The sequence below is a fragment of the Photobacterium sp. R1 genome, assembly GCF_054600795.1.
Genome location: NZ_BAAHZP010000012.1, coordinates 68373 through 88714 on the forward strand (window position 1 = coordinate 68373; position 20342 = coordinate 88714).

Consider the following 20342-nt stretch of genomic DNA (forward strand, 5'->3'; position numbering starts at 1 on the left):
GGCTAAGCTAACACGGGCTAACGCCCTCCTTTTTGATCGATCACAAAGACAGCACGCATTCATCAGGCCGATATACAAAAAAACCCGGGGACATATCCACCGGGTTCATGGTCATCATCGAGCTTTTCAATCAGGCTTTCTGCGCCAGAATCTGAGCTAACTCCTGCTGAATGGCGTCGAACAAACGGGATTCAGCTTTCATCCGCACCATATCGTCCCTCATCCGATCCTGTTTCGGCATGGCTTTGCGCTCATCGCCGCGCGGCATCTCTTCCACCACGGTATACAGCTCATAAAGTGCCGGATACTGGGCAGAAAAATTCACGCTGCGCTCAGCCTGCAATACCGTCATCAGCTTATACAGCCGGATGGCAATTTCCGACATGTCACATTGTTCCTGCTTTCCGGCTTCGGCAATGATATAGACACTTTCAAGAATATTGGTATTGCGCTGCACAATCGCCTCTGCCTGTTGCGCTTCAGCACGGGCAATAAAGGCTTGGTGACGCTGCTTCTGCAGATACAGCTGGTACAACAGATAACCGGCATAAAACGCCAGTGCCAGTACAATCAGGCTTCCTGCCACCAGCAGCCAGAGTTTCAGATCCTGCAAGGCTTACTCCTTATCGAAATCGTCCCAACGGGCATTTTCAAAGTCATCCAGCAGATCTTCCTCGCTGCGGGTATCACCGATCGCGATTTCATCATCTGCAGCCACGTCTTCCTCGTACAGACCCAGCTGTTTCATCAGTTGCTCGATGCGGTCGAGTTTCTGATCAACCTGCTTCTGCAAACCGGCACCCAGCTTTTCACCGGCATCGAGGCGGTCCAGCAACGCCATCAGTTGTGGATCATTCTCCAACATCGCCAGTTCCTGCTCAGCATTCATGCGGCGAACCTGTTTGGTTGGTTTCGGCTCGACAGTCAGCGGCACCAGTTTTTTGCTGCCATGGCGAGGATCTCTGGCCTGACCCTGTCGGCTGCCATACTCAGCACCGCCTTCAGAATGACGGCTGCCGGCCTTCAACCCTTTGCGCTTGCGGGCTTTCTGACGGGCACGGCCATCCAGATCCATCTGGCTGACACTTTTTTCTACGTACTGCGCCGGGCCTTCTGAGCCAGGTTTACGGCTTCTTTTCTTACGGGTCATGACTGATTTTTCCTCAGCATAATTACATCGTTTCCAACAAATTCCACCGTCAGGCCATCACGCTCGGCCAGAAACCGAAAGGTCTCCCGGCTGAAAAAGCTGACGTGGGTGGGATCATTTTTATAATGCCAGCGGCTGAATGCCTCGACATCTGTGGCCAGTTTGGTCATCAGTCCCAGCCAGCCTCCCGGTTTCACCAGCGACAGCAACAACTGCCATTCGCGGGCCGGGGTATAAAAGTGTTCAATGGCCTCGGTACTGGTGACAAAGTCATACTGACGCTCGAGCACGCTGTTGTCCGGGGCATAATAAGGATCATAGACAGCAATCCGGTGCCCCTGCTCACGAAACATCGCGGCCAGGGCCGGACCGGGGCCGCAGCCAAAATCCAGCCCGTCGAGGCTGCCTTCCGGCAGACGCGCTGTCAGCGGCGTCGCCAGACGATCCAGAAAACCACGGTAGCCTTCATCCTCAACATGGTTTTCATGCTGATCGTAGACTGCCTTCTCCTGCGACGGGGACAAATGCGAGGCCGGATTGGCAAAAATCAGGTGACACGCCTGACACTGAAGATATCCGCGACGGCGATCTTCATGATATGGCAAGGCAGATGCACCGCATAAGGTACAGGCCGTCATCAGCTTCTCCTGGGTTCCGACGCTCAAAATCAAGCCGCGTATCATACCAGACCTGTTCCGATTGAGAAATGGACGGTCTGCTTCATCCACAGGCAGCAATCAGAGCACTATCCCGAGTACGACGGACAATCACAAAGCTCGACGAATAAAAAAGGCAGCCTGAGCTGCCTTTTGTCGCTTGTTACTGCTTGCGATACTGAAGTCGGGATCAGTGAAGACCGCCAATATAATGTGACAGGGCGTCGATTTCCTTGTCACTCAGTTTCGCGGCAACAGAGCGCATCATTGCGTTCATATCGTTACTACGCTGGCCATCGCGGAAAGCTGTCAGTTGTTTCTTGATGTAATCCGCGTTTTGCCCGGAGATGTCCGGGAAACCAGACAAGCTGGTACCATTACCGCGAGGACCGTGACACGCCGTACAGGCCGTAATACCACGTTCAGCATCACCCACACGGTACAGCTGCTGACCAATTGCGATCGAGCCTTCTGTGGTGGTGCCTTCTACCGCAGGTAAGGAACCAAAGTAAGCCGCCAGATCCGCCATGTCTTCTTCAGACAGTGGCATCGCCATGCCGCCCATCACAGGATCATTACGCCCCTGTTCACCACCCGTTGTCATCCCCAGCTTGAATTCCTTCAGCTGTTTCTCCAGATAACGTGGGTGCTGACCCGCAAGGTTGGGGTATTGTCCGGTGATACCTTTACCGTCAGCGCCATGACATGCTGCGCATGTCGCTGCTTTTGCTTTTCCAGCTTCAACATCTCCCTGGGCCCAGCTTGTGCAACTGGCAAGAAGTGTAAATATCAATGCTAATTTCTTCATGACATTCCGTTTATAATTATTGAGCTTCCAGTACCACAAGTATTGCTCAGCAACATGGTATACAATGCACCATCAACCAAGCAGGGTTAGTGCTACATTTTACACACTTTCGCATAAAAGTAATTAGTCGACGACCAGAAGACTTGACGGAGTTAACAGTGAATTCCCCTCTCAACTACAGACAAACCCATTTTATTACCAGTGCCCCGGATATCCGCCACCTTCCCATGGACAAGGGAGTTGAGATTGCATTTGCTGGCCGATCAAATGCTGGTAAATCAAGTGCTTTGAATCGTCTGACAGATCAGAAAAGTCTGGCACGGACCTCAAAAACACCAGGCCGGACCCAATTGATCAACATGTTTGAAGTCCGCACGGGCTGCAACCTGATCGACCTGCCGGGCTACGGCTACGCGCAGGTTCCGCTGGAGATGAAGCAGAAGTGGCAGGCGGCGCTGGGTGAGTATCTGCAAAAGCGTGAATGCCTGCAGGGTCTGGTCGTTCTGATGGATATCCGCCACCCGATGAAAGATCTCGATCAGCAAATGATTTACTGGGCCGTCGAGAGCCGTTTGCCTGTTCTGGTTCTGCTGACCAAAGCCGACAAACTGAAAAGCGGTGCCCGCAAAGCGCAGCTGCTGAAAATCCGTGAAGCAGCTCTGGCTTTTGGCGGCGATGTCGAAGTGGAATGCTTCTCTGCCCTGAAAGGGATTGGTGTGGATCAGGTTCGCCGCAAACTGGACATCTGGTTTGCCCCGGAACTGGCCCGTCAGCAAGCACTGCTCGAAGCTGATCAGGACGAAGACATTGACGGCCTGAATCATAACGCCGCTTCTGAATAATTTGTCTTCCTGCCTGGCCCGAGGCCAGGCAGGAAACCGTCACAGGCATCATTATCTGTCCGTACAAATACTGTGTCAGAGATACCAGATAAAAATGACCCCACCTGAACGATGGGGCAACGGGAGAGAAATAGGAGGTTTTTATATTTGTCCAGAAAGGATTAATGATTTAACCCCTCAACGCAAGTTTTTTATCCGTAATCTGGTTATTTTTTCCTCCCTGATGCCAGATATTCCTTAGCCCTTCTCATTGTTAACTTCCTTTTTTACCCCATTCAGCCCAAATTCAATGCCTATTGTTTCATTCTGCAAATTAAGTTTGCATAGACAAAGCTATGCAGCCATGTTCACTTGGAATTTTATTACACAATGGATGGCAAACAGACAAAAAAAAGCCACTCAAATCAAGAGTGGCTGATCATGGATAGGTCGACTGTCACAAATGAAATACAGCCAGACAAATATGAACAAGAAGCAGACTTGAGTATAACCTTCCGGAATCACGAATTAAAGTAATTGCTCTAATTTTATGTCGTATCATGCCCTGCCCGCTCACCACTTGGCAGGATCGTCACAGTTTGAATGGTCAAAGCGGAAGAGGATTCGTCGTGGTCACAGTGCTTTTGTCAGTGAAAACAGGCAATGTCGTTCAATATTAATCGGAGACGTCAGTTCGCAGACAGCGGAGAAAAGATATGCGGGAAAAATTTCGGGCCAGAAATAAAAACGCCCTGACCAAAGCGATCAGGGCGGCTGAATCAGCCAAATCCAATAACGTGAAACAAAAGGTCTGAAAGATAGAACATCTTACCTCTGTACCCTACGCCGCTAACTGTATATCAATTGTGCAGAAATGAAAACCCTTTTCCGTAATTTTTTTTCATTCATCACGTAATTAAGTTTTACATCAGCACGCTAAACCCCGATCCAGATTAAAAAAAACCAGCCAAATGGCTGGTTTTTGATAATTGAATTACAGGGATGAATCTCACAAATTAATGAGCCTGATCCCAGTTGTCACCACTGCCTGCCTCAGCAATCAGCGGCACATCAAGTTCAGCTGCAGCTTCCATCAGCTCACAAACCGACTTCGCCACACGATCCAGCTCTGAAGTTTTCACTTCAAAGACCAGTTCATCGTGCACCTGCATCAGCAGACGAACACTATCCTGTGTCTGAACCCAGGCATCAACGGCAACCATGGCGCGTTTAATAATATCCGCAGCCGTGCCCTGCATCGGTGCGTTAATTGCCGCCCGCTCTGCTGCTTTCCGGCGAATCGCATTGCGCGATTGAATATCCGGCAGGTAAAGACGACGGCCGAACAGTGTTTCCACATACCCCTGTTCACTGGCATGAGTTCGGGTACTTTCCATATATTCCAGAACTCCCGGGTAACGCTCGAAGTACACATTCATATACTCCTGCGCCTCATTACGGCCCATCCCCAGCTGTTTTGCCAGACCAAACGCACTCATCCCGTAGATCAGACCAAAGTTGATCGCTTTTGCACGACGGCGCTGTTCACTGGTCACCTCATCGATAGCGATACCCAGGATCTCGGCAGCCGTTGCGGCGTGGATATCTTTACCTTCCCGGAACGCTTCCAGCAGGGCTTTATCGCCAGAAAGGTGCGCCATAATCCGCAGCTCAATCTGTGAATAGTCCACAGCCAGGATCTGATATCCTTCCGGCGCAATAAAGGCCTGACGAATACGGCGGCCTTCCTCGTTCCGGATCGGAATGTTCTGCAGGTTCGGATCAGTCGACGACAGACGCCCCGTGGCCGCCACGGCCTGATGGTAAGACGTGTGCACACGCTTGGTTTCCGGATTAATCATCCGGGGCAGCTTGTCGGTATAGGTTGATTTCAATTTCGCCAGACCACGGTGTTCCAGAATCAGCTTCGGCAGCGGGTAATCCAGCGCCAGCTCCTGTAACACTTCTTCGTTGGTCGACGGAGTGCCGGACGGCGTCTTCTTCAGAACCGGCAGGCCCATTTTCTCAAACAAAATCGCCTGCAACTGTTTCGGCGAACTGAGATTGAATTCTTCCCCGGCGACCTCATAAGCCTGAGTCTGAAGCTCATCGAGACGAACTGCGATTTCCTGCGACTGTTTCGCCAGCTTGTTCACATCCAGCAAGACACCGGTCCGCTCCATACGCGACAGCACGGGCACCAGTGGCATCTCAATGTCTTCCAGTACATGTTTCAGTTTCGGGTCGACATTCAGCTTCCCGATCAGCAGATGGTGCAGGCGCAAGGTAATGTCTGCGTCTTCCGCCGCATATGGGCCAGCCTGTTCGAGATCGATCTGATTGAACGTCAGCTGTTTTTTCCCTTTGCCTGCAATCTCTTCGAAACTGATGGTCTTGTGCTCCAGATAACGCAGCGACAGGCTGTCCATATCATGGCGGCCAACCACGCTATTGAAGACATAAGACTCCAGCATGGTATCGAAACGGATCCCCTGCATGTCGACGCCGTAACGGGCCAGTACACTGGCATCATATTTCAGGTTCTGACCGACTTTCGCCTGTGCCGGATCTTCCAGTAAAGGCTTTAGCTGCGCAATCACCCAGTCGCGATCCAGTTGTGCCGGTGCGTCCAGATAGTCATGTGCAACCGGCACATAAGCCGCTTGGCCTTCTTCAGCTGCAAAAGATAGCCCGACCAAGTTGGCAATCATGTAATCCAGACTGTCGGTTTCGGTATCAAAGGCAAAGACTTCAGCCTGTTTCAGAATATCCAGCCACTCCAGGAAGCGAGCTTCATCCAGCACCACTTCATAGCCACTGCGATCAATCACAGGTGCCGGTGACTTCGACGGCGCCGCTTCCTCACTGACCGGACTGGCCGAGCTGTCCGCAACAATGCGGCCGTCACTGCCGTCCAGCATTTCTGCCAGCCAGCGACGGAACTGTAACTTGCCGAACAGACGGGTCAGCTCATCCGTATCCGGCGTGCCTTTTTGCAGATCCTGCGGGCCGAATTCCAGTGCGACGTCCAGCTTGATCGTCGCCAGTTCGTAAGACATAAAGGCCGCATCACGATGTTCTTCCAGCTTTTTCGGCATGGTTTTCGAGCCACGGAAGCCCAATGCCGGAATTGCATCCAGATGGTCATACAAATCTTTCAGGCCGCCGATGCCAGTCAGCAATGCGGTAGCCGTCTTGTCGCCCACCCCGGGAACGCCCGGAATGTTATCAACTTTATCTCCCATCAGTGCCAGATAATCGATGATCAGCTCCGGACCAATCCCGAACTTTTCACGCACGCCTTCGGGATCCATCACGACACCGGTCATGGTATTAATCAGGGTGACATTCTCATCCACCAGCTGTGCCATGTCTTTATCTCCGGTGCTGATCAGAACCGGCATGCCAGCCTGCGACGCCTGACAGGCCAGGGTCCCGATCACATCATCTGCTTCAACACCCGGTTCACAGATCAATGGCAGCCCCATGGCCTTGATAATGGCATGCAGAGGTTCGATCTGAGCGCGCAAATCATCCGGCATCGGCGGCCGATGCGCTTTATACTCGGGATAGAGCTCATCGCGGAAGGTCTTGCCCTTGGCATCAAACACCACAGCAATATGCTCTGTGGCAAACTGCCGCAGCATGCTCCGCAACATATTCACCACACCATACACCGCCCCGGTCGGTTCGCCGTCAGAGTTGGTAAAGTTAGGCGCGGCATGATACGCACGGTAGAGATACGAGGAGCCATCGATCAGGATCAGTGGATTTTCTGGAATAGTTGCCATAATGGATTATCAGTATCTGGGAGATAAAAGGATCAGAACCTTAGGATGCCACGAGACGTGCCAAGTGTTAACCGAAGTTTTCCCTGTTGTTGGCCCGAGATCTGTGGATAAGTTTGTTAACTATTGCCGAGAGCCTGAAGATCATTTTTGCTTCTTGATCAGAAAAACGATTTTTAGTCATTTGAGATCAATGGTTTATTTAGCAAAGCAAAAATGGATCCATGATCCTGAAATGATCATCAAATGTGGAAAAAGTTATCAGATGGCGGTGTAATCGGACAAAGCGGTGTTAATTTCTTCAGTTTTGAACAAAAAGGAGGCCAAGATGAAGAAGGTTGCAGTCATTTTAAGCGGTTCGGGTGTATTTGACGGCAGTGAGATCCATGAAGCCGTTCTGGCATTACATGCCATTGAACAGGCTGGGGCCAGCTGGCACTGCTTTGCACCCAATATGGAACAGCATCATGTGATTAACCATATGACCGGTGAGCCCATGAACGAAACACGCAATGTCCTGATTGAAGCTGCGCGGATTGCACGGGGCCAGATCCAGGATGTTGCCGAGCTCAGCGCCCGGGACTTCGATGCATTATTGCTGCCCGGCGGCTTTGGCGCAGCAAAAAATCTGTCAGATTTTGCGTTCAACGGTGCCCACTGCCAAATTCATCCAGAGGTGAAACGTGCCTGTCAGGAATTTGCCCGGGCGCAGAAACCTGCCGGTTATCTGTGTATTGCACCGGTTCTCATTCCTCAGATTTACGGTCAGGGCGCCAAAGGCACCATCGGTAATGAAAAAGAAGTCGCCAGTGCATTTCGGGCCATGGGCGGCGATCATATCGATTGTCCTGTGGATGAATTCGTGCTGGATCAGGAACGCAGTCTGCTCAGCAGCCCGGCTTACATGCTGGCAGGTTCTATCTCTGAAGCCGCCAGTGGGATCAATAAACTGGTGCAGCAGCTGGTGAAAATGGCCTGAATAAGAAAAAGCGGCGCTTGATTCAAGCGCCGCTCAGCAGAAACGGTCGAGGTTATCAGCCCTACACTAAAAACCAAACCCAAGCTGTATACTGGAAGCAATGTGAGCAATGTCGTGCCTTCATACGAGAAAGGATAACAAGATGTTCCTCGCTGAGTGCCAGTTAATAATAACCATTCTCATTACCTTTGCAAGTCTTTATTGAGAATAATTTTCATTTGCTAAGTTTTTCAAAGACTTCCCCGACCTCTTTTCACCCTGAGATCCGGAGCTGCCAAAAAAGAAAAAGCGGCGCCTGAGAACAAGCACCGCTAAGCAAAAGTCAGCAGAATATTCAGCCCTACACTCAATACCCGCCTTCGCTAAAGTACACTGGAAGCAATGTGAGCAATGTCGTGCCATCAAACAGAAATCCTCTGGTGTGAGTTTTCGTTGAAAGCAAGTTAATAATAACTATTCTCATTTAATGTTCAAGTATTATTTGAGAATTATTTTCATTTAAGTTCGTTCCAGGTCTTCACGAAATGCAGCCGGTAGTCCTCAATCCCGTCTTTCTTCTCCATATGCTCAATCTGGTAACCATTTCGCAATAATAAACGCAGCATGGCCGGAAAACGGTTACGGGATTTCACCCGCAGCTCCGCATACCCCTGCGCCTGGACCCAGTTTTCCTGCGCTGACAGCAGTGCCTGCGCCACGCCATTCTGACGGCCCTCCGGCACCACACCGCCCAGCCAGCTGTAAAAGCAGGTTTCAGACAGGCGGTAACCGATTTTCACCCCGAGCAATATGCCGTTCTTTTCAGCAATCAGGATCAAAGGGCTGCGTCCCCGGACCCGGCTTGCCAGACTGGACTCGGTTTCCGGCTGATCAAGTTCGCTGATTCTGGCCAGGACCTCAGCCGCTTCCGCCAGGCTGGCTTCACGTATCTTTATCACAGCTTGTGGTACTCCCATTCAGAAAGAAAAAAGCCGGCAGTCGCCGGCTTTGAGTTTAAGACAGCCCCTGCGAGGGCTCAAGCTGGGCCTGCATCCGGGTCAGGCGCTTCACCAGATAGTTCAGCAATACACCGTACATCGGCACAAATAATCCCAGACTGATGATCAGTTTCACCCCGTAATCTACCAGCGCAATCTCGACCCAATGTTCAGCCATGAAAGCATCCGGGCTCTGATAAAATGCGATGGCAAAGAAAGCGACAGTATCCATTGCATTGCCGAACACGGTCGATGCGGCAGGTGCAATCCACCATTGCTGGCACTGTCGCAGGCGGCTGAAGACTGAAACGTCCATAATCTGCCCGAGCAAATAGGCCATAAAGCTGGCGATCGCAATCCGGGCCACAAAGAGATTGAACTCACCCAGCGGCGCCAGCCCCTGATAAGCCCCCTGATAGAACACCACCGACAGCAGATAAGACACCGCCAGTGCCGGGAACATGACCCGGGTGATGATCCGGCGCGCCATTGCCGCACCGTAAATTCTCACCGTCAGATCTGTGGCCAAAAAAATAAACGGAAAGGTGAAAGCGCCCCAGGTCGTGTGGACACCAAACAGGGTAAAGGGGATCTGAACCAGATAGTTACTGGAGGTAATGATCACCAGATGGAAAGCAACCAGAATCCAGAGTGCCTGGCGTTGCTGCGCCGGCGAAAAAGAAGAAGTCGTCATCAAACAGACCTTTTTGTCAAATGGGGGCGAGGGAACCCAACACAATCAACAGCACATTTTCTGTACAGTGCTGTCTCCAAAGGCGCTGATTATACCGTAAGCAATCCGACTGCCAAGCCAGCACGGCAATGGCAAACGTTTGCAGTTAAAATTTGATTAGTGGGTCAATTTTTTTAGCCAGCCCGCAAGAAACACCAGCGTTTCACTGTCGTCCTGACTCAGCGCTTCCAGCCACAGGCTGGCACTGTAATGCTCCCCTTTCAGCATCAGACGACAGCCTTCAAAGTCAATCAGCCAGACATGCAGATCAGCATTGGCCTCTTTTTCCACCACACTGGCATCGAGCAGTATCACCAGAGACTGCGCCAGCTCTTCAAAACTGTCGTAGTCGAATTCCGGGGCAGTCAGGTGCAGGCAGCCGCGCTCCTGGTCCAGCGCTCGTACACCAAAATGAGGCTCTGTCGATAAAGTCATAGGATTTCCTTTTCAGTCTCCGGCACACAAATCCGGTTTGATGTAACCAAGTGTTGCTTAGCGTGTCAAAGCATAAGCAACCGATAGCTTCCGGGCGAATTTCATGGTCTGATGCTGGTGTTGTGCTGATGGCCAGGAGGCCTCACAACACCGTGGCGAAGAATTGCATTCTCGCCCCAATACGCAAGCTGTTTTGTAGTGAACAAAGCCCTCGTTTTGTTTCTGCTACACTCTCTGCCGGATAATCATCGATTGTCCGGTTTTTTTTACTTTGCGTTCCTCAGGAATACTCTGCAGCCGCCAGCAGATGCTCTTCAATCACCGACAAAAAAACCTTGCCGTATTTTTCCAGCTTCCGCTGCCCGACCCCGTTCACCGCCAGTAACTCCCCTTCCGAGGTTGGCAGACTCTCAGCCATTTCCATCAGACTGGCATCGTTGAAGACGACGTAAGGCGGCAGCGATTCTTCATCGGCGATTGCTTTGCGAACCATCCGCAGCTTGGAAAATAATTTCTTGTCATACTGGCGCTTGAGACGGCTGTCCGGCCGCGAGTTGCGCGCGCTGCTGTCAATCCGCGGCACCGCCAGTTGCAGTGACGCTTCTCCGCGCAGAATAGCCCGGGCTTTTTCCGTCAGTTGCAGGGTGGAATGATTCACGATGTTCTGAGACAAGAACCCGCGGTGGATCAGCTGACGCAGGATGCTGACCCAGAATTCATGACTGTGCTCCCGGCCAATGCCATAGGTACTCAGCTTGTCGTGTCCCTGCTCGCGCACCTTGGCATTTTGCAGGCCGCGCAGCACATCGACCACATGATGGAGGCCGAAACGCTGGTTGACCCGGTAGACGCAGGACAGGGCCTTCTGGGCCGTTTCCAGGGCCTCGAAATGCTGTGGCGGATCTAGGCAGATATCGCAGTTGCCGCAGGCATGTTCACTGTGCTCGCCAAAATAGTGCAGCAGAACCTGACGCCGGCAGGTCTGTGCTTCGGCAAAAGCGCCCATGGCATTGAGCTTATGCCCTTCCACCTGTTTCTGCGGTCCGTCATCTTTTTCTTCCAGACAACGGCGCAGCCAGGCCAGATCGGCCGGGTCATAAAACATCACGGCTTCTGCCGCCAGGCCATCCCGCCCGGCACGGCCGGTTTCCTGATAATAAGATTCGATATTCCGCGGGATATCAAAGTGCACCACGAAGCGCACATTGGGCTTGTTGATCCCCATCCCGAAAGCCACGGTTGCCGCCACAACCTGAATGTCATCCCGCTGGAAACCTTCCTGCACGCGGATACGCTCGTCGTGGTCCAGACCGGCATGGTAGGCCGCAGCCCGAATCCCCTGCTCGGCAAGCTTTTCCGCCACCTGCTCGACCTTCTTGCGGCTGTTACAGTAAATGATACCGCTCTGACCGCGCACACTGGTCAGAAAACGTCCCAGCTGCGCCATCGGTTTGTATTTTTCCTGCAGGGTATAGCGGATATTCGGACGGTCAAAACTGCCCAGATGAATGAATGGATCGGTGAGTGCCAGCCGGCTCGTGATATCGTGGCGGGTCGTGTCATCCGCTGTCGCCGTCAGGGCAATGACCGGCATCTGCGGAAAATGTTCTTTCAGGGTTCCCAGCTCAGCATATTCCGGACGGAAATCGTGCCCCCACTGCGAAATACAATGGGCTTCATCCACCGCCAGCAGGCTGATCGGCAGACCGCTGAGCCGGTCAATAAAGTCGCGACTGAGGACCCGTTCCGGAGAGACATACACCAGCTTGAGTGTGCCGTCGGCCATGCCCTGCCAGGTTGCCAGCAGCGCCTCCGGGGTCATGGTCGAATTGAGACAGCCCGCTGCCACCCCGTTGGCCTGCAGCTGGTCGACCTGATCTTTCATCAGGGAAATCAGCGGCGAAATGACCAGTGTCAGCCCCTCACGCATCAGCGCCGGGATCTGGTAACAGAGTGACTTCCCGCCACCGGTCGGCAGGATCACCAGGCAGTCACGCCCGGATGCCACCGCGTCAATGACTGCCTGCTGGCCGGGCCGGAAAGACTGATAACCGAACACCTGCTGCAGGATCTGCGTACTGGTGGCGGACGTGACGGCGCGGCTGAGATCTGAGGTTGAGGCAGACATGACTTCACTCTTGATTGACACAGCCGGCTATTCTATACCAATCAGATCCGGGATGGGAGCCACCCGCACTGAACACCAATAAGTCACTAGTCAATTTCAGCTGGCTGGCATTATACTGCCCGTTCCAACAGACACTGCGTCTTTGCACCGCCTTCTGCCAACGCTTTACCACAACACACTGGAATACCATGGACGAGCAAGCGAAAACGACCCAACGCGGGGTGATCCTGGCCCTGGCCGCCTACACCATGTGGGGCATTGCACCCATTTACTTTAAACAGCTGCAATCGGTCAGCCCCTTTGAAATTATCAGCCACCGCATTATCTGGTCTTTCTTTTTCCTGGCTGCTCTGATTTTTCTCGGCCGGGGCTGGGGGAAAGTCCGGCAGGTCCTCAAGCAACCGAAAGCTGTCATGATGCTGCTGGCCAGCTCTGTGGTCATTGGCGGCAACTGGCTGATTTTTATCTGGGCCGTCAACAGCAATTATATGCTGGATGCCAGTCTGGGCTATTTCATCAACCCGCTGCTCAATGTCCTGCTGGGCATGATTTTCCTCGGGGAACGCCTGCGGCCGCTGCAGTGGCTGGCCGTTGCGATGGCTGCCGGCGGCGTCGTGATCCAGCTTGTCCATTTCGGCTCACTGCCCTGGGTGGCGCTGGTGCTGGCGGGCAGTTTTGGTCTCTACGGTTTGCTGCGCAAGAAAGTCAATCTGGATGCACAGACCGGCTTATTCATGGAAACCAGCATTCTGCTGCCGCTGGCCATGGGCTATGTCTTTTTCCTTGCCGACAGCCCGACCTCAGACTGGACCCAGAACAGCATGAACACCAACCTGCTGCTGATGGCTGCCGGAATCGTCACCACGCTGCCGCTGCTGTGTTTTACCGGCGCCGCGACCAAGCTGAAACTCTCGACGCTGGGCTTTTTCCAATATATCGGCCCGAGCCTGATGTTCCTGCTGGCCGTCTTCATGTACGGCGAGGTTTTCAGTGCTGACAAGAGTCTGACCTTTGCCTTTATCTGGCTGGCACTGGTGCTGTTCAGCTACGACGGCATCACAGGTCACCGCCGCAACCGCAAGAAAGCCCAGCTCGCTTAACCCGCCCCGCTTTTCTGATCATGTCACAGATTGCTCAACCCAACGGGCAATCTGTGATAAAACACCTAATCTTATCCCTTGATTCACAACAATTTTAAAAAGGATCTGCCATGAAAAGGACCTCCCTTGCCCTGGCGCTGACCGGCCTGCTGCTCACCGCACCGGCATTCAGCGAGCAAGCCACCGATTTAGTCGCCCCGGAAGGGGCCACGGGTTTACAGCATAGTGCCCAGGTCACAGGCAAAGACTGGATGATTGCAACGGCCAACCCTTATGCCAGTGATGCCGGTGCCGCCATGCTGGCCAAAGGCGGTAATGCTATTGATGCCATGATTGCTGCACAGCTGGTGTTAGGCCTGACCGAACCGCAATCCTCCGGCCTGGGTGGCGGGGCTTTTCTGGTGTACTGGGACAGCGAGAAAGATGCCCTGACAACCTTCGACGGCCGTGAAACGGCACCGGCGGAAGTCACACCTCAGCTGTTCCAGGATGAATCCGGCAAACCGCTGGCATTTTACGATGCGGTGGTCGGCGGGCGTTCCGTCGGTACCCCGGGCACCGTCAAGCTGCTGTGGCACACCCACCAGCGCTTAGGCAAACTGCCGTGGAAAGATCTGTTCGAACCGGCGATTAAACTGGCCCGGGATGGTTTTACCGTCAGTCCGCGTCTGGCGCAGCTGATCCGGGAAGACAGTGAACGCCTGCAGCGCTTTCCGGCGACCAAAGCTTATTTTTTCCCGGGCGGCCAGCCGCTGAAAGCCGGTGATACCCTGAAAAATCCGGCCTATACCGATACCTTGCAGCAAATTGCTGAACGGGGTGCCAGTGCCTTCTACCACGGCGACATCGCCAAAGACATCGTGAAAACAGTACGTCAAGCCACGGGCAATCCGGGGGTCCTGAACACCATGGATCTGGCCACCTACACCGTGAAAGAACGTCCGGCCGTGTGCGCCCCTTACCGCCAGTACGAGGTCTGCGGCATGGGACCACCCAGCTCCGGCGCACTGACACTGGGTCAGATCCTCGGTATTCTCAGCCATTACCCGATGAAAGAACTGGGCCCGAACAAAGCCCTGAGCTGGCATCTGCTTGGCGATGCTTCCCGGCTGGCCTTTGCCGACCGTGGCCGCTACATGGCCGACAGTGATTTCGTTCCGATGCCGACCGAAGGGCTACTGGACAAAAACTACCTGCAACAGCGCGCCGGCCTGCTGAAAAGCAATCAGGCGCTGAAGGAAGTGAGTGCCGGCTTACCGCCATGGTCTCACGCCATGAACTACGGGCTGGATAACGCGATTGAACTGCCGTCAACCAGTCATCTGGTGATCGTCGACAAAGACAGAAACGTACTCTCCATGACCACCACCATTGAGAACGGATTCGGCTCCCGCCTGATGGTGCGCGGCTTCCTGCTCAACAACGAGCTGACCGACTTCTCCTTCAGCACCCATGACAACGGCATGCCGATCGCCAACCGGGTCGAGCCGGGCAAACGGCCTCGTTCATCGATGGCACCGACCATCGTGCTGAAAAACGACAAGCCGGTACTGGCCATCGGTTCACCGGGCGGCAGCCAGATCATCGGCTATGTGGCCAAAACGCTGGTCGCACACCTCGACTGGGGACTGAGCCTGCAGCAGGCGGTTGATCTGCCGAACATGAATAACCGGTTTGGTCCGTTTGAGCTGGAACAGGGGACCAGTGCTGAGCGCTGGGCACCGGAGCTGGAAAAACTGGGCTTTGAAGTCCAAATCAAACCGCTCAATTCCGGAGTCCAGGCCATCGGTCTGTTCCGCGGCCAGCTGAACGGTGCCGCCGACCCGCGCCGGGAAGGCAAAGTGGTCGCGCAGTAAGCGGCCTTATTCCGCGACTGCGATCAAAAACGCGCCAGCCTCCTAAGGAGACGGCGCGTTTATTTTTAAGATAAGTCAGTGATGACTTACATCGCTTCCAGTTTGGCGTACTGAGTTACCAGCCACTTGATCCCTTCACCATTGAAAGCAACCTGCACCCGGCTCTGAGCACCGCTGCCTTCAAAGTTGATAATAGTGCCTTCCCCGAACTTCGGATGCTGGACCCGCTGCCCGAGGCTGAAACCGGTCTGATTGAAGTTCTCGTTGACCTGCGTCTGGCTGAACCGACCACCAGTTGACGGACGGGAGACCTGCGCCTTCATCCGCACTTCCTCGACAAATTCTTCCGGAATTTCGCGCACGAAACGCGACACTTTGTGGAAATTGTCCTTACCGTACAGACGACGCATCTCGGCGTGTGTAATGTAAAGTTTTTCCATCGCACGGGTCATGCCGACATAACACAGACGACGCTCTTCCTCGAGACGTCCCGGCTCTTCAGAGGTGCGGAAACTCGGGAACATCCCTTCTTCCACGCCCACCATGAACACCATCGGAAATTCCAGTCCTTTGGCGCTGTGCAACGTCATCAGCTGTACCGCATCATCAAAATCATCGGCCTGTCCTTCACCGGCTTCCAGCGCCGCATGCGACAGAAACGCAGCCAGCGGACTCATCTCCCCGGCTTCCTCCGGCACCTCAAACTGGCGGGTGGCGGTCACCAGCTCTTCCAGGTTTTCAATCCGGGCCTGCGCTTTCTCACCTTTTTCCTGCTCATACATTGCCCGCAGTCCGGAAGAACGGATCACTTCATCGGTCTGCTGATACAGCTGCATCTCCCGGGTGTCATCTTCCAGCGCATTGACCAGTTCCACAAAACGACGCAGTGAGTTGGCAGCCCGGCCGGCCAGGACTTTCTCATCCAGCAAAGCGACACTGGCCTGCCACAGAGTAGTGCCGCGATCCCGGGCCGCCATCCGGATAGTATCCAGCGTCCGCTCTCCCAGTCCCCGGGCCGGGGTGTTCACCACCCGCTCAAACGAGGTATCGTCATCGCGGTTGGCAATCAGGCGCAGATAAGACAGCGCATCCTTGATTTCCTGACGTTCGAAGAAACGCATGCCGCCGTAGATCCGGTAAGGCATCCCGGCCTGAATCAGTGCCTCTTCCAGCACCCGCGACTGAGCATTGCTGCGGTACAGCATCGCCGTGTCATTCAGTGCGCCGCCGCTGTCCTGCCAGCCTTTGATCTTACCGACCACAAACCGGGCTTCATCCAGCTCGTTAAAGGCGGAATACACCGAAATCTTTTCGCCCTCGCCGCCTTCGGTCCACAGGTTCTTGCCCATCCGCTCATTGTTATTGGCGATGAGCGCATTGGCCGCCTGCAGGATATTGCCGGTCGAACGGTAGTTCTGTTCCAGGAAGATACTGGACGCACTAGTGAATTCCTTCAGGAAACGCTGAATATTTTCGACTTTGGCGCCCCGCCAGCCGTAAATCGACTGATCGTCATCGCCCACGATCATCACGTGGCATTCTGGCCCCGCCATCAGGCGCAGCCAGGCAAACTGAATGTTGTTGGTATCCTGGAACTCGTCTACCAGAATGTGCTTGAAACGGGCCTGATAATGTTCGCGGATGTGCTTGTTGTGCTTGAGCAGTTCAAATGAACGCAGCAAGAGTTCGGCAAAATCGACCAGTCCGGCGCGGTCACAGGCTTCCTGATAGGCGGTATAAACGCGCAGCCAGGTCTGTTCGACCGGGTCGTTGAAGGTCTCGACATGCGACGGACGCAGTCCCTCATCTTTCTTGCCGTTGATATACCAGGCCGCCTGACGGGCCGGCCACTGTTTCTCGTCCAGATTCTGCGCTTTGATCAGGCGGCGCAGCAGACGCATCTGATCATCGGAATCGATGATATTGAAATCTTCCGGCAGCCTGGCATCCAGATAATGGGCGCGTAGCATGCGGTGACTCAGGCCGTGGAAAGTCCCGTTCCACATCCCGGCACAGTTTCCCTGCATCAGCGCGTTGATCCGGCCGCGCATTTCTGCCGCGGCTTTGTTGGTGAAGGTCACCGACATGATGGAGAAAGGCGAGGCTTCTTCGACCCGCAGCAGCCAGGCAATCCGGTGCACCAGCACCCGGGTTTTTCCGCTGCCGGCCCCGGCCAGAACCAAATGATTGCCCAGCGGTGCCGCCACCGCTTCGCGCTGTTTGTCATTGAGACCATCTAACAAGAGTGAAACGTCCATCGCCTTTCTACTGGTTATTTATACACTGGCGGTGATTATAACAGCTCAGACAGAGAATGCCCGCCCTGTCTCATGCTGAGTCTCGTCCGGCCCGTCGGCCTCAATTTTCCGACGTCAGCACCACTGCAGCACAGAACGGCCGCACAGAAAAAATTCACTTCGTCTGAAATTTCTTTCAGCCCCTCCCTTTCTATAGTGGGTAAGAGCACCTGATGCGTTTCACCTCAGCTTCCAGGACTAACGCTCGAAAACCGCAACATTTGAACTGTCTGATATCAAGAGGAATGATGATGAAAAAGAGCAATCTCGCCTTAGCCACCGCTGTCTCTGGCCTGCTGATCCTGGCTGGTACTGCCCCTGCCGTCGCAGCTGACAGCGGTGCGAAAGAAAAATGTTATGGCGTCGCCAAAGCCGGAAAGAATGACTGCGCCACCAAAACCGGCTCCTGTGCCGGAACCGCCAAAATGGACGGTCAGAAAGATGCATTTATCATGGTGCCCAAAGGCCTGTGTGATCGTCTGGCTGGCGGCAGCACCCAAAGCAGCAAATCATGACCAATGATTGCGCCTTTCAGCAGGTTGGGGTTGGCCTGAGAGCCCCCCACCTGACTCTTTTTCGCGACATGGCACAGCCTCCGGTCGGCTGGCTGGAAGTCCACAGCGAAAACTACTTCAACCCAGAGAGTCCGGCACGCCAGACCCTCAGCCAGATTGCTGAACAGTTCCCGATCAGCTGTCACGGCATTGGCTTATCTCTGGGGTCTGCCGATCCACTCAACCGCCGTCACCTGACCCAGCTCAGGCATCTGGTTGATGACCTCTGCCCCATGGCTGTCTCTGATCACCTGAGTTGGAGTTCCGTCAACGGCCAGTACCTGAACGACTTATTGCCCATCCCATATACCGAAGAAGCCCTGAACGTGGTCTGCGACAAAGTCTCGCAGGTCCAGGACACTCTCGGACGCCAGCTACTGATAGAAAACCCGTCGAGCTATCTCAGCTTCCGTCATGCTGACTATACGGAATGGGATTTTCTGAGCCTGGTCCAGCAACAGACCGGCTGCGGACTGCTGCTCGATCTCAACAACATTTATGTCAGCAGCTTTAACCACGGCTTTGAGTGCAGGGCCTATCTCGACGCCATCAACCCGGCTGCGGTGAAGGAAATTCATCTGGCCGGTTTTACGGTCCGGAAACTGGATCAGGGCGAGATTTGGATTGACACCCACAGCCGCCCGGTCAGCGAACCGGTGTGGCAGCTATATCGCGACTGGGTCCGTCAGCACGGCGCCGTCCCGACCCTGATTGAATGGGATCTCGACATTCCGCCGCTGGCGGTTCTGCTCGGCGAAGCGGACAAGGCCCGGCAGATCCTGCGCGAAACAGCACAGGAGGTCTCGCATGAATGCCGTCAAGCCTGACGGGCCGGATCTGGCAACACTGCAAACCAGCTTTGCCCGGGCCCTGCATTACCAGCCCAGCGAAATCACGGATCACATCACGCCACATGCCTTGCGTGCCGAACAGCAACTCCAGATCTACCGCAACAATTTCATTATCAGCCTGACCGAAGTGCTGGAAGCCACCTACCCGGCCGTGAAAGCCGTCGTCGGAGTAGCATGTTTTTCCGCACTGGCCCGGCAACACATTCTGACAGTCCCGCTTGAACAGGGCGATGTGAGCCATTACGGATGCGGCCTTGAGAACACCATCGCCGCACAGGAGGCACTGCACCAGTCGGTCCCGTATCTGGCCGATCTGGCCCGGCTGGAATGGCTGGTGGACCGGGCTGCGCTGCTCACGCCGTCCGGACAGGATTTCCCGCTGGAGAAACTGCAAGGTCTGACTGAAGCACGGCTGGCACAGGCTCGGCTGGTTCCGAATCCCGGCTGCGGGCTGCTCGACAGTGACTATGCGGTTGCTCAATTGTGGCAGGCGATTCGCGACGATGATCTGGACACGCTGGAGCGTCTGGACATTCGACAGCCGCAATCGGCCATCGTGTTGTCCGGCCCCAGGGTGATCACCACCACAGCGGCAGGCACGGCGCTGGTCGAACTGACCCGACAACATCGACCACTGAGCCAGGCCACCCCGGAGATGCTGGCGCTGCTGGGCGAACTGATTTCGCAGCAGGTGTTTATCAATATCCGCTATCCTGATGACACAGAAGCATCAAACTGAGGGACTGATATGTTTTATCTGATTAAAGACATCGATACCCAGTTCAGCCGGGCGCTGACACCCATTACCCCGTTACTGCTCCTGCTGACCCGGTTGTGGGTCGCCTGGGTGTTTTTCAATGCCGGAATGCTGAAGTTCCAAAGCTGGGACAGTACCCTCTATCTGTTTGAATACGAGTATCAGGTCCCGCTGATCCCCTGGCGAATCGCGGCCTATCTGGGTACAGCAACCGAACTGATTGTGCCCGTTTTTCTGGCGCTGGGTCTGCTGACCCGCCCGATGGCACTGCTGCTGTTCATCTTCAATATGATTGCGGTGGTCTCTTATCCGCTGCTGTGGGAGAAAGGATTCTTTGACCACCAGCTGTGGGGCATGATGCTGCTGGTGAATGTGTTCTGGGGGGCGGGTCTGCTGTCGCTCGATCATCTGACCGGCCGGGCACGCAAACCCAGCCGTCTGATGGAATAAAT

19 protein-coding genes are annotated in these 20342 nt (G+C 54.2%); 8 read left to right on the forward strand and 11 right to left on the reverse strand.

Annotation, left to right across the window (positions count from 1 at the left end):
• Nucleotides 1-130 precede the first annotated feature (130 nt).
• From ACYP03_RS18265 to ACYP03_RS18280, 4 genes are all read right to left on the reverse strand, one after another.
• Nucleotides 131-613, reverse strand: coding sequence for a DUF2489 domain-containing protein (locus ACYP03_RS18265; protein ID WP_459781484.1), 483 nt, complete (start codon nt 611-613; stop codon nt 131-133).
• A gap of 3 nt (nt 614-616) precedes the next feature.
• Nucleotides 617-1150 carry a Der GTPase-activating protein YihI gene (yihI, locus tag ACYP03_RS18270; RefSeq protein ID WP_248144661.1) on the reverse strand — a complete coding sequence of 178 codons (534 nt, stop codon included), beginning with the start codon at nt 1148-1150 and terminating at the stop codon, nt 617-619.
• Complete coding sequence (locus ACYP03_RS18275; RefSeq protein ID WP_459781486.1) at nt 1147-1788, reverse strand: class I SAM-dependent methyltransferase; 642 nt, start codon at nt 1786-1788, stop codon at nt 1147-1149. Before ACYP03_RS18275 ends, yihI begins: the two co-directional genes overlap by 4 nt.
• Before the next feature lie 208 nt (nt 1789-1996).
• A complete protein-coding gene (locus tag ACYP03_RS18280; protein ID WP_248144659.1) occupies nt 1997-2614 on the reverse strand; it encodes a c-type cytochrome in 618 nt (205 codons plus the stop codon).
• Between the two features lie 158 nt (nt 2615-2772).
• Here ACYP03_RS18280 and yihA point away from each other — a divergent pair, with 158 nt between their 5' ends.
• Complete coding sequence (yihA, locus tag ACYP03_RS18285; protein ID WP_248144658.1) at nt 2773-3456, forward strand: ribosome biogenesis GTP-binding protein YihA/YsxC; 684 nt, start codon at nt 2773-2775, stop codon at nt 3454-3456.
• 758 nt (nt 3457-4214) lie between these two features.
• Here the strand turns inward: yihA and ACYP03_RS18290 are convergent.
• Nucleotides 4215-4262: a small protein SpfP gene (locus ACYP03_RS18290; protein WP_438616993.1), complete on the reverse strand. Its 48-nt coding sequence runs from the start codon at nt 4260-4262 to the stop codon at nt 4215-4217.
• Between the two features lie 189 nt (nt 4263-4451).
• Nucleotides 4452-7226 (reverse strand): DNA polymerase I, encoded by a 2775-nt coding sequence (gene polA, locus ACYP03_RS18295; RefSeq protein ID WP_459781489.1) that lies wholly within the window; start codon nt 7224-7226, stop codon nt 4452-4454.
• A 325-nt stretch (nt 7227-7551) separates the two neighbouring features.
• Here polA and elbB point away from each other — a divergent pair, with 325 nt between their 5' ends.
• Nucleotides 7552-8202 (forward strand): isoprenoid biosynthesis glyoxalase ElbB, encoded by a 651-nt coding sequence (gene elbB / locus ACYP03_RS18300; RefSeq protein WP_248144656.1) that lies wholly within the window; start codon nt 7552-7554, stop codon nt 8200-8202.
• Nucleotides 8203-8696: 494 nt separating this feature from the next.
• Here the strand turns inward: elbB and ACYP03_RS18305 are convergent, their stop codons facing one another.
• From ACYP03_RS18305 to recQ, 4 genes are all read right to left on the reverse strand, one after another.
• Complete coding sequence (locus ACYP03_RS18305; protein WP_459781553.1) at nt 8697-9137, reverse strand: N-acetyltransferase family protein; 441 nt, start codon at nt 9135-9137, stop codon at nt 8697-8699.
• Between the two features lie 58 nt (nt 9138-9195).
• Nucleotides 9196-9873, reverse strand: a complete 678-nt coding sequence (locus ACYP03_RS18310) for a 7-cyano-7-deazaguanine/7-aminomethyl-7-deazaguanine transporter (RefSeq protein ID WP_330961641.1) — start codon at nt 9871-9873, stop codon at nt 9196-9198.
• Nucleotides 9874-10029: 156 nt separating this feature from the next.
• A complete protein-coding gene (locus ACYP03_RS18315) occupies nt 10030-10347 on the reverse strand; it encodes a DUF3630 family protein (protein ID WP_459781492.1) in 318 nt (105 codons plus the stop codon).
• A gap of 280 nt (nt 10348-10627) precedes the next feature.
• Nucleotides 10628-12475 (reverse strand): ATP-dependent DNA helicase RecQ, encoded by a 1848-nt coding sequence (gene recQ / locus ACYP03_RS18320; RefSeq protein ID WP_459781494.1) that lies wholly within the window; start codon nt 12473-12475, stop codon nt 10628-10630.
• Between the two features lie 188 nt (nt 12476-12663).
• Between recQ and rarD the strand changes: the two genes are divergently transcribed.
• Together rarD and ggt are read left to right on the forward strand one after the other, a co-directional pair.
• Complete coding sequence (rarD, locus tag ACYP03_RS18325; RefSeq protein ID WP_459781496.1) at nt 12664-13575, forward strand: EamA family transporter RarD; 912 nt, start codon at nt 12664-12666, stop codon at nt 13573-13575.
• Nucleotides 13576-13685: 110 nt separating this feature from the next.
• Nucleotides 13686-15431: a gamma-glutamyltransferase gene (gene ggt, locus ACYP03_RS18330; RefSeq protein WP_248144651.1), complete on the forward strand. Its 1746-nt coding sequence runs from the start codon at nt 13686-13688 to the stop codon at nt 15429-15431.
• Nucleotides 15432-15517: 86 nt separating this feature from the next.
• On the opposite strand, the gene uvrD is transcribed toward ggt, so the two are convergent.
• Nucleotides 15518-17689 (reverse strand): DNA helicase II, encoded by a 2172-nt coding sequence (gene uvrD, locus ACYP03_RS18335; protein WP_459781499.1) that lies wholly within the window; start codon nt 17687-17689, stop codon nt 15518-15520.
• Nucleotides 17690-17979: 290 nt separating this feature from the next.
• Here uvrD and ACYP03_RS18340 point away from each other — a divergent pair, with 290 nt between their 5' ends.
• The 4 genes from ACYP03_RS18340 to ACYP03_RS18355 are packed head-to-tail and all read left to right on the forward strand — an operon-like array spanning nt 17980 to nt 20340.
• Nucleotides 17980-18243 carry a BufA1 family periplasmic bufferin-type metallophore gene (locus ACYP03_RS18340; protein ID WP_248144649.1) on the forward strand — a complete coding sequence of 88 codons (264 nt, stop codon included), beginning with the start codon at nt 17980-17982 and terminating at the stop codon, nt 18241-18243.
• A complete protein-coding gene (bufB, locus tag ACYP03_RS18345) occupies nt 18240-19109 on the forward strand; it encodes an MNIO family bufferin maturase (RefSeq protein ID WP_459781502.1) in 870 nt (289 codons plus the stop codon). The genes ACYP03_RS18340 and bufB overlap by 4 nt, the downstream gene beginning before the upstream one ends.
• The gene (locus ACYP03_RS18350) at nt 19090-19872 is read left to right on the forward strand and encodes an HvfC/BufC family peptide modification chaperone (RefSeq protein ID WP_459781504.1); all 783 of its coding nucleotides are present in this window, start codon (nt 19090-19092) and stop codon (nt 19870-19872) included. The genes bufB and ACYP03_RS18350 overlap by 20 nt, the downstream gene beginning before the upstream one ends.
• Nucleotides 19873-19881: 9 nt before the next feature.
• The gene (locus ACYP03_RS18355; RefSeq protein WP_248144646.1) at nt 19882-20340 is read left to right on the forward strand and encodes a DoxX family protein; all 459 of its coding nucleotides are present in this window, start codon (nt 19882-19884) and stop codon (nt 20338-20340) included.
• Nucleotides 20341-20342: the final 2 nt, after the last annotated feature.